This window comes from Pseudomonas sp. W22_MBD1_FP4, assembly GCF_052113765.1.
GTDB lineage: Bacteria > Pseudomonadota > Gammaproteobacteria > Pseudomonadales > Pseudomonadaceae > Aquipseudomonas > Aquipseudomonas sivasensis.
The window spans coordinates 237,490-249,216 of record NZ_JBGQOI010000007.1; the positions used below are offsets into that span (position 1 = coordinate 237,490).

The window sequence follows — 11,727 nt, forward strand, 5'->3', positions numbered from 1 at the left end:
CCCATGCTCAATAACGATCGCCTGCTGGTGCAAATCCTGCTGCTGGTGCTCTTTGGTGCCAGTTTCTGGGTGATGGCGCCGTTCTGGTCGGCGCTGTTCTGGGGCGCCGTTCTGGCGTTCGCCAGTTGGCCACTGATGGTGCTGCTGACGCGCTGGTTGGGTGGCCGTGAATCCCTGGCTGCCGGCATCCTGACGCTGGGCTGGATGCTGTTGGTGGCGGTGCCGCTGGTGTGGCTGGGATTCAACCTGGCGGACCATGTGCGCGATGCGGTGGCGTTGATCAAGGATATCCAGGTAGACGGGCTGCCCGAGGCACCGAACTGGCTGGGCTCAATTCCCTTTGTGGGTGAGCGATTGGTCGGGATGTGGAACAGCATTGACGAGCAGGGTGCGGCGCTGATGGTCAGCATCAAGCCGTACCTGGGCCAAGTGGGGAACTGGCTGCTGGCGCGCAGTGCACAGATCGGCGGCGGTATCCTTGAGCTGACACTGAGCCTGGTGTTCGTGTTCTTTTTCTATCGCGATGGGCCACGGTTGGCGATGTTCGTGCATCGCCTGTTGGAGCGCTTGATCGGTGATCGCGCCGGTTATTACATCGAACTGGTTGCAGGTACCGTGCAACGTGTCGTCAACGGCGTGATCGGCACCGCTGCTGCCCAGGCATTGCTGGCGCTGATCGGTTTCTGGATTGCCGGCGTGCCGGGCGCCCTGGTGCTGGGGATCGTGACCTTCCTGCTCAGCCTGATCCCCATGGGCCCGCCGCTGGTGTGGATCCCGGCCACGGCGTGGCTGGCTTGGAAGGGCGATTACACCTACGCGGTGTTCCTGGGCGTGTGGGGTACGTTCATCATCAGCGGCGTGGACAACGTGCTCAAGCCGTACCTGATCAGCCGTGGCGGCAATCTGCCGTTGGTGATCGTGTTGCTCGGGGTGTTCGGCGGCTTGATCGCATTTGGTTTTATCGGCCTGTTTATTGGCCCGACCTTGTTGGCAGTGGCTTACAGCCTGTTGATGGATTGGAGCGCGACACAAGCTCAAGGGCGACGCGAAGACAAGCCTCTTTAAGCCCTGGGCAACCACATCACTGCAGTTAAACCGCCGCCTGGGGTCTCCTCCAGGCTCAGGCGGCCGCCGAGGCGCTCAGCGGCATCCTTGGAAATCGTCATCCCCAGGCCTACGCCACCGGAGTTGCGGTTGCGTGAACCTTCCAGGCGGAAGAAGGGCTCAAACACCGCCTCGCGCATATCGGCGGCAATCCCAGGGCCGTGGTCGATCACGCGGATGATCAGGGCTTCGCGGCTGTCTTCAAGTTCAACACGCACCGTGCCGGCATAGCGCAAGGCATTGTCGATCAGGTTGTTCAAGCAGGAGCGCAGGGCCATCGGTTGCACCTGCAACGGAACGCAAGTGCCGGCGAATTGCACATCGGAGCCCTGGTCCTGGGCGTTTTCACTCAGTGATTCCACCAACGCCTGCACATCCAGCCAATGCCGTGTTTCGCTGGTGCGTTGTTCATGCAGGTAGCTCAGGGTGGCGTCGAGCATGTTGATCATGTCGTCCAGATCCTGGCGCATCTGGCCCTGCAACTTCGTGTCGTCGATCTGTTCCAGGCGTAGCTTGAGGCGTGACAGCGGAGTGCGAAGGTCATGTGAGACGGCGCCGAGCATACGTGCGCGTTGGCTGACCTGTTCGCGGATACGCCGTTGCATCAGGTTGAAGGTCGATGCTGCTTTGCGCGCTTCCTGCGGGCCGGACTCATCCAGCGGCGGGCTGTCGAGGTCCAGGCTCAGGCGCTCGGCCGCTTCGCTCAGACGCTGGATCGGCCGGCTCAGCAGCTTGGCGCCGTACCAGGCGGCAATGATCAGGCAGATGAACTGGAACGTCAGCGGGACCAGCGGGCCACCAAACCACGGGCGGCGATGTTCCTTATGCCGTTGCGTCATAGTGCCGTCAGGCTGTTCGACAAAGGCTTCCTGAGGCGGTGGCGGGGGAGGACCGTAATAACGAAACCAACAGATCGCCAGCACATGGGCCAGCACAATCGCCACCAGCAACACGCCGAACAGCCGACCAAACAGCGTATTGAAGGCGGCACGCATCAACCGATATCCCGCGCGTCAAACAGGTAGCCTTCGCCCCGCACAGTTTTGATCAACTGTGGTGCCTTGGGGTCATCCCCCAGTTTCTGACGCAGGCGCGACACCAGCAAGTCGATGCTGCGATCAAACGCTTCGATGGATCGCCCACGAGCGGCATCCAGCAATTGCTCACGGCTCAACACCCGCCGCGGGCGCTCGATAAACACCCACAACAGACGAAACTCGGCGTTGGACAGCGGCACCACGAGGCCATCGTCCGCCACCAGTTGGCGCAACACGCTATTGAGGCGCCAGTTGTCGAAACGGATATTGGCGCGCTGTTCGGTGCGGTCATCACGCACTCGGCGCAGGATAGTCTGGATACGTGCCACCAGTTCGCGGGGTTCGAAAGGCTTGGACATGTAGTCGTCGGCGCCCAGTTCCAGACCGATGATGCGGTCGGTGGGTTCGCAGCGGGCGGTAAGCATCAGGATCGGTATATCCGACTCCGAGCGCAGCCAGCGGCACAGCGAAAGGCCGTCCTCGCCTGGCAGCATCAGGTCGAGCACCACCACGTCAAAGGTTTCGGCTTGCATGGCCAGGCGCATCGCGGCGCCGTCGGTGACGCCGGTGGCGAGGATATTGAAGCGTGCCAGGTAGTCGATCAGCAGTTCGCGAATCGGCACATCGTCGTCGACGATCAGCGCGCGGGTATTCCAGCGCTTGTCATCGGCGGTCACCGCGCCTTTTTGTTCGTCGTTCACTGGGACAAAAGGGGTCTGCATAGTGCGATCATCTGCCTGGTTGTTGCGGTCAGCATAGGCGCCCAGCCCCATGGCTGGAAGTGCTGGTCGTTGGGTCGTGCGGGCGAGGCTAGCGGTGGGGCGTGTTGGGGGCATGTCGTGAATGTATCAGCTTTGAAATATTTGCCCGAAAGGCCCGCCAAATGCCGGTTGGTCAGTATTTACCGATCATCGGATCCCGCAACGCCGCTGCTTGCGCTACAATCCGCGCCGATTTCGACTTGCCTGAGAGCCCATTCCAATGTCCGTCTGCCAGACTCCTATCATCGTCGCCCTGGATTACCCCACCCGTGACGCCGCACTGAAGCTGGCTGACCAGTTGGACCCCAAGCTTTGCAGGGTCAAGGTCGGCAAGGAACTGTTCACCAGCTGTGCCGCAGAAATCGTCGGCACCCTGCGTGACAAAGGCTTCGAAGTGTTCCTCGATCTGAAATTCCACGATATCCCGAATACCACCGCCATGGCGGTCAAGGCCGCCGCCGAAATGGGCGTGTGGATGGTCAACGTGCACTGCTCCGGCGGCCTGCGCATGATGACCGCCTGCCGCGAAGTGCTGGAACAGCGCAGCGGCCCTAAACCCCTGCTGATCGGTGTGACCGTGCTGACCAGCATGGAGCGCGAAGACCTGGCCGGTATCGGCCTGGACATCGAGCCTCAGGAGCAGGTACTGCGCCTGGCAGCCCTGGCCCAGAAAGCCGGCCTTGATGGCTTGGTGTGCTCGGCGCTGGAGGCCCAGGCCTTGAAGACCGCCCATCCGTCGTTGCAATTGGTGACCCCGGGGATCCGCCCGGCGGGCAGCGCCCAGGATGACCAGCGCCGTATCCTGACCCCGCGTCAGGCACTCGATGCAGGTTCTGACTACCTGGTGATCGGTCGCCCGATCAGCCAAGCGGCGGATCCGGCCAAGGCGTTGGCGGCGGTCGTTGCCGAGATCGCCTGATCCGAATGGGGACGGGGCTTGCTGTAGCGAGCCCCTTCTCACATTTGCTATGCAGTGTGTCAGCTGACCTTAAGCACCAATTTCCCAAAGTTCTCGCCGTTGAATAACTTCATCAACGTCTCCGGGAACGTCTCCAGGCCCTCGACAATATCCTCTTTGCTCTTGAGCTTGCCCTGCGCCATCCAGCCGGCCATTTCCTGCCCGGCGGCGGCAAAATTCGCCGCGTGATCCATCACCACAAAGCCTTCCATCCGCGCGCGATTGACCAGCAGTGACAGGTAGTTGGCCGGGCCTTTCACGGCTTCCTTATTGTTGTACTGGCTGATGGCGCCGCAAATCACCACCCGCGCCTTCAGCGCCAGGCGGCTAAGTACTGCGTCAAGAATGTCGCCGCCGACGTTATCGAAATACACATCCACGCCCTTCGGGCATTCGCGCTTGAGGGCGGCGGGTACGTCTTCGTTCTTGTAGTCGATGGCTGCATCAAAGCCCAATTCGTCTACCAGAAACTTGCACTTGTCAGCGCCACCGGCGATGCCGACCACGCGGCAACCTTTCAGCTTGGCGATCTGCCCGGCAATACTGCCCACGGCGCCGGCTGCACCGGAAATGACCACGGTTTCACCTTCCTTGGGCGCGCCGGTGTCCAGGAGCGCGAAGTAGGCGGTCATGCCGGTCATGCCCAGTGCAGAAAGGTAGCGGGGCAGAGGGGCGAGCTTTGGGTCGACGGTGTAGAAGCCGCGCGGCTCGCCGAGGAAATAATCCTGCACGCCCAAGGCACCATTCACGTAGTCGCCGACCGCGAATTTCGGGTTGTTCGAGGCAATCACCTTGCCCACGCCGAGCGCGCGCATCACCTCGCCGATACCGACGGGCGGAATGTAGGACTTGCCTTCATTCATCCAGCCACGCATGGCCGGGTCGAGGGACAAGTATTCATTGCGTACCAGCACTTGCCCGTCCTGGGGTGTGCCCACCGGTACTTCCTGGTACGTGAAGGTTTCCCGCGTCGCCGCGCCGACCGGGCGTTTGGCGAGCAGGAATTGGCGGTTGGTCTGGGCAGTCATGGCAGAGACTCTTAAGAAGTGGAGCATGAGTGATAGACCTTGAGCGGGTCGGGGGCAAGGCCGGCTGAAGGCGCGAATGCTGGTCGATAGGCTGCGTTGATAGTGCGCAGGGTGTACTTATCACTGGTACTCATGCAGCCCTAACCGGGCGTTTGATAGTGCTGACGCGCCAGTGTCAGTGTTGGCTAGACTCGGCCCACGGCTATTTCTCCCATAGGACATTCCCCATGAGCATGACGTTTTCCGGCCAAGTTGCCTTGGTGACCGGCGCCGCCGCCGGTATTGGCCGCGCCACCGCGCTGGCGTTCGCCGCCGAAGGTTTGAAGGTCGTCGTTGCCGACCTGGATGTGGAGGGCGGCGAGGGCACTGTCGCGCTGATCCATCAGTCCGGTGGCGAGGCGTTGTTTGTACGCTGCAACGTCACACAGGAGGCGGATGTGCAGCAATTGATGGCGCAGACCATCGGCGCTTATGGCCGCTTGGACTACGCCTTTAATAACGCCGGCATCGAGATTGAGAAGGGCAAGCTGGCGGACGGCAGCCTGGATGAGTTCGACGCCATCATGGGCGTCAATGTCAAAGGCGTGTGGCTGTGCATGAAGTACCAATTGCCACTGTTGCTGGCCCAAGGCGGCGGGGCCATTGTCAACACGGCGTCGGTCGCGGGCCTGGGGGCGGCGCCGAAGATGAGCATCTACGCGGCCTCCAAGCATGCAGTGATCGGCCTGACCAAATCGGCGGCCATTGAGTACGCCAAGAAGAAAATTCGCGTTAACGCCGTTTGCCCGGCGGTGATCGACACCGACATGTTCCGCCGTGCCTATGAGGCCGACCCCCGCAAGGCTGAATTCGCCGCCGCCATGCACCCGGTTGGGCGTATCGGCAAAGTAGAAGAAATCGCCAGCGCCGTGCTTTACCTATGCAGCGATGGCGCCGCATTCACCACCGGGCACGCCTTGGCGGTGGACGGTGGCGCGACGGCGATCTAGGACCTCGCGTCGCCCTCTATTCGAAAACGTCTTGGGGGGATGTGGGGCTTTTCCAGAGCTGGCAAAACGCCGCGACCGAATATGTGTCAGTAGGTAAATAATTCAATTAAATCAATACTTTAATAAATTTGTGTGACCGGCAGTCAACGGCTTCTGTGCTTAACTCTTCGGGTTGATAACAGACAGTTGAAGTGAGTGGCTCATGGATTTAAGGATTGATCGACAAGCCCTTGTACCGGTGGTGCAGCAAATTGTCAGTGCAGTGGCGCAATGGATTCGCAAGGACGAGGTAAGCCCCGGCACACGCTTGCCCTCCATCCGCCAACTGGCTCGGGATAATCTGCTCAGCCAATCCAGCGTGATCGAAGCATTCGAACGGATGGTCGCCCAGGGAGTGCTGGCCCCCCGGCAAGGCTCGGGATTTGTAGTGGCCCAGCCAGCCGTCTCCCACGAAGGCAATTGGTATGAAGGGGCGGAGCGCGAATGGGGGGCCTTTGCCGATAATCCGCTGGGCGAGTTGAAACTGGGCTGCGGCTGGTTGCCAGACGCCTGGCGCGAAAGCGATGACATCAGTTACGCAATCCGTGAAGTTACCCGCACCGACACTGCAGCACTGTTCAACTACAGCACGCCCTTAGGTTTACCCGCGTTGCGCGAGCAACTGGCCAAGCGCCTGACTCAGATTCATATCCCCTCCAGCGTGGACTGCATCCTCACTACCGCGGGCGCTGGCCATGCCCAGGACCTGCTGATACGCACGCTGCTCAAGGCCGGCGATTGCGTGGTGGTCGAAACCCCGGGGTACGGCAACCTCTATCAACAATTGGCGTTCCAGGGTGTGCAACTGCTGGAGGTGCCGCGTACCCAAGGCGGCCCCGACCTCCTGGCCCTGGAAGCGTTACTACAAGACCATCGGCCAAAATGCCTGTTCATCCACAGCCTTTATCACAACCCCACCGGGACGAGTCTGTGCCGCGAGGTGGCCGAGCGTTTGCTGGAACTGGCGCACCGCGAAAACTTCCTGATCATTGAAGAAGACGTCTACGGCGACCTGCAACATGCCAGTTGCATACGGCTCGCGGCATTGCCCCATGATGACCGGGTGATCTATGTCGCGAGTTTCTCCAAGACCTTGAGCAGTGCGTTGCGCGTGGGGTATCTCACTGCCAGTTCGGCGATCATCACGCAACTGGCCAGCCTCAAGACCTTGACCGGATTCGGCACCTCGCGGTTTGCCGAGGCAGTGGTTGCTACGCTATTGGCCAATGGCGCCTATCGTAAATGGGTACAGCGCCTGCGCAAGCGACTGGGCACTGAAATGAGAGCCACCCTGCAAGTGCTGGAAGACGAGGAGTGGGAGGTGTTCGCGGTGCCTGCCGGAGGCATGTTCCTGTGGGCGCGGCCGGGGGAGGCGCAACCTTCGCTGTTGCAGAGGTGTGCCCGACGTCTGGGAGTGTTGTTGTCTCCCGGGGCGTTGTTCAGCCCAACGGCGGAGCCCTGTGATTGGCTGCGCATCAATGTGGCCTATGCAACTGATCCACGGGCTTTGGCATTGTTCCGTGCCATGGGGCCTACCAGATCGACCTCGACCATTCTGAAAACGACGAGCGTGTAGCTTTTTGCCATTATTGTGGCGCCAACGTCTTGTGCTCAGTGCCTTGTGGTTGCGAATCTCGCTGGATGTCAATCGGGCTTGATGGCATCTGCCATTGCAAGAGGATTCAAGTGCAATGATTTCAGGCGTGCAACGACGTTTCGCCAACCTCGGTATGGCGAAAAAACTGGGTTTGGGCTTCATGCTGGTGCTGCTGCTGACGGCGTTGGTAGCAGCTATCGGCGTGTGGTCCCTGCAGACCGTTGGCCAGCGTTTCGAGGGGCTCAAGGCCATGTCTTCTCTCAACAGCGGCTTGCTCAAGGTACGCCTGATCGAGCAGGACTACGCGCTGCACGCCGACCCCAAGGCTGTCGACGCCCTGCATGAAAGCGTTGACGCCTTGGCGGCCCAGGCCGCCGCCCTCAAGGCACAGTCTGCGGCGAATGTGCCGGTGATGACTGACGTCGAGCAGGCCTTGGTCGCCTACCGCCAGGCGTTCGATGAGTTTGTCGAGCTGACCCAGACCAAGGATCTGGCGCTGGAAATGGCCACTTGGTCAGTGTCCAGCGTGGCGAACAACCTGGACGTGTTGCAGGCCGGCCTGGCGGACGACGGGGCTTATGGCCTCAAGGAAAGCCAGGGCAAGGAGGGCGCCGAGTTTATCGAGCAGGCTGGTCAGGTCAGTCAGGTGTCGCGCTTGATGTTGCAGGCCATGAACGAAGCCCACGTACGCTTGGACCAGAGCCGCAAAGTGGATGCTGAGGATGCCGAGCAAGGCAAGATCGAGCAGGCTGACCAGGCTCTTGCTCAAGTCGAGCAACTGAAGAAGTCGGTCAAGGACTCCGGTTATCAGACGGTGCTCAATGAAGTTTCCGGGCACATTGCCGCGTTCAGCGAGAAGCTGGGTGAATACACCGGCCTGTTGGCCCAGGAAAAAGTGGTCTACAAACAACTGCATGACCGGGCGGCCCTAGTGGTCAGCCGGGTCAACCAGGCCTATGACGCCGAAGACCTGTCGATGCAGGCACAACTGAAAAAAAACGCGATGTTGATCATCGTCTCGTCGGCCCTGGCTTTGCTGGTGGGGCTGATTGCAGCGTGGGTGATTACCCGTTTGATCGTCGCGCCGCTGCGCAGTGTGATCGCGGTGGCGCAGCAGATTGCCGCCGGGGATTTGAGCGGGCGTATGGAGGTCAGTCGTCGTGATGAAATCGGCCAATTGATGCAGGCGATGCAACAGATGGGCAGCGGCCTGAGCCAGATGGTCAGCGGCCTGCAGGCCGGTATCGAGCAATTGGCCAGCTCGGCGCAGTCGCTCTCCAGCGTGACCGAGCAAACCAATGTCGAGGTCAGCAGCCAGAAGGAGGAAACCGAGCAGGTGGCCACTGCTATGAACCAGATGACCGCCACGGTGCATGATGTGGCGCGCAACGCTGAAGAGGCCGCGCAAGCCGCGCAGACCGCGGATGACAAGGTCGACAGCGGTCAGCAAGTGGTGCGCCAGAGTTTGCAGCGCATCGAGTTGCTGGCCACTTCCAGTAATAGTGCCAGTGCGAGCATCGAGAGCCTCAGTGCCGAAATCCAGAACATTGGGACTGTGTTGGGCGTGATCAAAAGCGTGGCGGAGCAGACCAACTTGCTGGCTCTGAACGCGGCCATCGAGGCTGCCCGTGCGGGTGAGCAAGGCCGTGGCTTTGCGGTAGTGGCCGATGAAGTGCGGGCGCTGGCCAAGCGTACCCAGCAATCGACCGAAGAAATCGAGCGGTTGGTCAGCACCTTGCGCAGCGCGGCGCAATCATCGGTGCAGCAGATCCAGCAAAGCGGTGAGCTGGTCAAGCTGGCGGTCAGCGATGCCCTGGAAACCGAGAGCGCCCTGGGCAGCATCGCGGTGGCGGTGTCGTTGATCCAGCAGATGAACCAGCAGATCGCCGCTGCCGCTGAGGAACAAAGCTCGGTGGCTGAAGAGATCAACCGTAGCGTCACCAGTATTCGTGCGAGTGCCGATCAATCGGCGTTGAGCATGCAGGGCAATGCGGCATCGAGTATCCAGCTGGCGCAGTTGGGGGCGGAGCTCAAGGGGATGGTGGGGCATTTCCGCCTTTGATCGCAGCACCGAGGCTGCGATCAAAGGGGAGGGCGATCAAGCGTGGTTTGCGAGAAAGGTCAGCAGCGCTTCGTTGACGAAGTCCGGGTTCTCCCGGCTGGAGATATGCCCTGCGTCTGGAATCAACGTCAGTGCGCAGCCAATCAGTTCGGCCATTTCCTTGGATTCGACGGGTGGACGAGGTTTGTCCTGCTCGCCGCACATCACCAAAGTAGTATCGGCGTCCAGGCGCGGTAGTTGCTCCAGCACGTCGTCGCGGCTGAAGATCAACTGGCCCAAGGGCACGACGCTCTGCAGCAGGCGTTCTCGGGAAAAGGCCCGCAGTGACGTGCGAAAGTCCTGGTGCAGCGCTGATTCGCGGTCGATGTCCGGGCGGAAGAAGATCGGTGCGATCACATCCAGCAACGGCTCGGGAATGGCGCCGGCGTCTTCAATCATCTTGAACAGCGAGAAGTAATACTGGCGCGTGGCCTCGGGCTCGGCGCCGAGGTAGGTGTCCATCAGTATTAGGCTGTTGATGCGTTCTGGGGCCTGCAACGCCAGGCGCGCGCCCCACATACCGCCGACCGAGAGGCCCACCAGGTTGATCTGCGTGATAGCCAAGTGATCCAGCAGGGCCAAGGTCTGGCGTGCGAGGTCGTCGAGGGAGCGCGTTTGCGTGGGCAGTTGGCCCGATTCACCGTGGCCCCATAGCTCGGGCACGATCACACGGTACTGTTGCGACAGGGCTTCGATCTGCGGTGCCCACATGTCGCGGTTCCACAGGTAGCTGGAGCCCAGCAGCACGGCCGGGCCGGTGCCTTGGTCGAGGTAGTGCAGGGGTTGTCCATCAATGACGGCGATAGGCATAGCAGGCCTCTGACTTCACGGAGTGAGGCGCACTTTTTTACGCTAGTCGGGGGGCGGAGGATAGGTGCCAGGATGATGGCACCTATTATTTTGCGAGGATCAATCGTAGATGACTTTCTTCTTCCACTCGGCGTCGGCGTCGACTTCTTTCATGCCTTGGGTCAGTTCGTTGACCTCTTCTGCGGCCTGTTTGCTGTTAGCCAGCACGGTGGAGTTGGCGCGGGCCAGTTGGCCTTCCAGCAATTGCAGCTGGGCGCTGTAGAGTACCGGCTCCGGCTGTTTGCGCAGGTACTGCACACCACGCTCGAAGGCCAGGCGTGCCTGGCCCGGTTGGCCCTGCTGCAGCGCGTGCTGGCCGAGGTTGTTGAAGAACTCGATGTGCAGCAGCACCAGGATATGGCGGATTTCTTTGATCCAATGCTTGGCTTCGTTGGAGGGTAGGAAACCGTCCTGGGCTGCGCGCGTGACCTGGCCGTGCAGGGCTTCCAGCAGGAAGCGCACGTCCTTGGCCTTGGCTTCGGTCTGGATCGGTGCCGGGGGGTTGTTGACCGGGATCGATTCGCCCTGGGCCACCAGTGTGTTCAGCTCAGTGATGCGCGCTTTAATAGGAGCACTGGTCTTGTTGAGGTTCAACAGGCGCTGGTTCACGTTGAGCTCCAGGCGGGTCAACAACAGTTTGAGCGCCGGGGTCATCAGTTGGCCTGGGAATGTTTCGGTGATCTCACCGCAACGGCGCAGGCGATCGTTAAGCTCGATCTGGACGCGCTGCTTTTCCAGCTTGTTGTTTTCCACCACGTGGTTCATATAGCCAATGGCGATCAGTATTACGATCCCGGCTATTACCAGCAGGGTGATCATGAGTGGTGTCACCGGTGTGACCTCTTTATAGGGTTTGCAATGGAGTGTAGTGACTGGGCCGGCTATCGGATAGGGCTGATCGACCAACTGCCCGGGTAGTTTCTTCTATATAGACAAGAGCATCCCTGCGTAGATGCACATTGCCATTATTTGCCAGGGCGAACTATAACGTCTTGTCGGGTGCCAGAATATAGGCGTCAAGGTGCGGACGGGCAGAATGCTCGCAACGGCTGGTAAACGCGGGCGAAGTCATTGATTTTAATAAATTTATCCTTGGGGGTTGACGATCCCCCAATCCATCCATAGAATGCGCGCCACTTAAAGCGTAAAGCACACAGCGAAACGCGTTGAGTAGTGAATGTTGTACGTGTGTCCCCTTCGTCTAGTGGCCTAGGACACCGCCCTTTCACGGCGGTAACAGGGGTTCGAGTCCCCTAGGGGACGC

General features: G+C 60.5%; 10 protein-coding genes, 1 tRNA gene and 1 pseudogene. 7 read left to right on the top strand and 5 right to left on the bottom strand.

From position 1 onward, the window contains the following. Positions 1-3: 3 nt before the first annotated feature. The gene (locus tag ACEN2T_RS12135; RefSeq protein WP_032889210.1) at positions 4-1,065 is read left to right on the top strand and encodes an AI-2E family transporter; all 1,062 of its coding nucleotides are present in this window, start codon (positions 4-6) and stop codon (positions 1,063-1,065) included. On the opposite strand, the gene ACEN2T_RS12140 is transcribed toward ACEN2T_RS12135, so the two are convergent. Then, the gene (locus ACEN2T_RS12140; RefSeq protein ID WP_095184269.1) at positions 1,062-2,099 is read right to left on the bottom strand and encodes a sensor histidine kinase; all 1,038 of its coding nucleotides are present in this window, start codon (positions 2,097-2,099) and stop codon (positions 1,062-1,064) included. The two genes, ACEN2T_RS12135 and ACEN2T_RS12140, sit on opposite strands and share 4 nt — an antisense overlap. Beyond that, complete coding sequence (locus ACEN2T_RS12145) at positions 2,099-2,863, bottom strand: response regulator (RefSeq protein ID WP_095184333.1); 765 nt, start codon at positions 2,861-2,863, stop codon at positions 2,099-2,101. Before ACEN2T_RS12145 ends, ACEN2T_RS12140 begins: the two co-directional genes overlap by 1 nt. A 259-nt stretch (positions 2,864-3,122) precedes the next feature. On the opposite strand from ACEN2T_RS12145, the gene pyrF reads away from it, so the two are divergent. Continuing rightward, positions 3,123-3,821: an orotidine-5'-phosphate decarboxylase gene (pyrF, locus tag ACEN2T_RS12150; RefSeq protein WP_017734306.1), complete on the top strand. Its 699-nt coding sequence runs from the start codon at positions 3,123-3,125 to the stop codon at positions 3,819-3,821. Between the two features lie 59 nt (positions 3,822-3,880). On the opposite strand, the gene ACEN2T_RS12155 is transcribed toward pyrF, so the two are convergent. Then, positions 3,881-4,888 carry an NADP-dependent oxidoreductase gene (locus ACEN2T_RS12155; protein ID WP_095184270.1) on the bottom strand — a complete coding sequence of 336 codons (1,008 nt, stop codon included), beginning with the start codon at positions 4,886-4,888 and terminating at the stop codon, positions 3,881-3,883. Between the two features lie 227 nt (positions 4,889-5,115). Here ACEN2T_RS12155 and ACEN2T_RS12160 point away from each other — a divergent pair, with 227 nt between their 5' ends. From ACEN2T_RS12160 to ACEN2T_RS12175, 4 genes and pseudogenes are all read left to right on the top strand, one after another. Next, positions 5,116-5,877 (top strand): SDR family oxidoreductase, encoded by a 762-nt coding sequence (locus ACEN2T_RS12160; protein WP_122680085.1) that lies wholly within the window; start codon positions 5,116-5,118, stop codon positions 5,875-5,877. 202 nt (positions 5,878-6,079) lie between these two features. Then, positions 6,080-7,492 (top strand): aminotransferase-like domain-containing protein, encoded by a 1,413-nt coding sequence (locus ACEN2T_RS12165; RefSeq protein WP_442116795.1) that lies wholly within the window; start codon positions 6,080-6,082, stop codon positions 7,490-7,492. A 1,024-nt stretch (positions 7,493-8,516) separates the two neighbouring features. Next, positions 8,517-8,714 (top strand): annotated as a pseudogene (locus tag ACEN2T_RS12170) (HAMP domain-containing protein); the annotation flags it as partial. Between the two features lie 18 nt (positions 8,715-8,732). Beyond that, entirely contained in the window at positions 8,733-9,575 is an 843-nt protein-coding gene (locus ACEN2T_RS12175) for a methyl-accepting chemotaxis protein (RefSeq protein ID WP_442116799.1), read from the top strand. Positions 9,576-9,611: 36 nt separating this feature from the next. Here ACEN2T_RS12175 and ACEN2T_RS12180 read toward each other — a convergent pair whose 3' ends face one another. Both ACEN2T_RS12180 and ACEN2T_RS12185 read right to left on the bottom strand, forming a co-directional pair. Continuing rightward, positions 9,612-10,424 carry an alpha/beta fold hydrolase gene (locus tag ACEN2T_RS12180; protein ID WP_442116796.1) on the bottom strand — a complete coding sequence of 271 codons (813 nt, stop codon included), beginning with the start codon at positions 10,422-10,424 and terminating at the stop codon, positions 9,612-9,614. 99 nt (positions 10,425-10,523) lie between these two features. Continuing rightward, complete coding sequence (locus ACEN2T_RS12185) at positions 10,524-11,294, bottom strand: hypothetical protein (protein WP_032889225.1); 771 nt, start codon at positions 11,292-11,294, stop codon at positions 10,524-10,526. A gap of 359 nt (positions 11,295-11,653) precedes the next feature. Between ACEN2T_RS12185 and ACEN2T_RS12190 the strand changes: the two genes are divergently transcribed. Further along, positions 11,654-11,726 (top strand) — tRNA-Glu (locus ACEN2T_RS12190). The last annotated feature ends 1 nt before the right edge of the window (position 11,727 follow it).

Bases quoted from the DNA above. Each gene is read 5' to 3' on its own strand.
- ACEN2T_RS12135 (WP_032889210.1), top strand. From the start codon at position 4: ATGCTCAATAACGATCGCCTGCTGGTGCAAATCCTGCTGCTGGTGCTC.
- ACEN2T_RS12140 (WP_095184269.1), bottom strand. From the start codon at position 2,099: ATGCGTGCCGCCTTCAATACGCTGTTTGGTCGGCTGTTCGGCGTGTTG.
- ACEN2T_RS12145 (WP_095184333.1), bottom strand. From the start codon at position 2,863: ATGCAGACCCCTTTTGTCCCAGTGAACGACGAACAAAAAGGCGCGGTG.
- pyrF (WP_017734306.1), top strand. From the start codon at position 3,123: ATGTCCGTCTGCCAGACTCCTATCATCGTCGCCCTGGATTACCCCACC.
- ACEN2T_RS12155 (WP_095184270.1), bottom strand. From the start codon at position 4,888: ATGACTGCCCAGACCAACCGCCAATTCCTGCTCGCCAAACGCCCGGTC.
- ACEN2T_RS12160 (WP_122680085.1), top strand. From the start codon at position 5,116: ATGAGCATGACGTTTTCCGGCCAAGTTGCCTTGGTGACCGGCGCCGCC.
- ACEN2T_RS12165 (WP_442116795.1), top strand. From the start codon at position 6,080: ATGGATTTAAGGATTGATCGACAAGCCCTTGTACCGGTGGTGCAGCAA.
- ACEN2T_RS12175 (WP_442116799.1), top strand. From the start codon at position 8,733: ATGGTCAGCGGCCTGCAGGCCGGTATCGAGCAATTGGCCAGCTCGGCG.
- ACEN2T_RS12180 (WP_442116796.1), bottom strand. From the start codon at position 10,424: ATGCCTATCGCCGTCATTGATGGACAACCCCTGCACTACCTCGACCAA.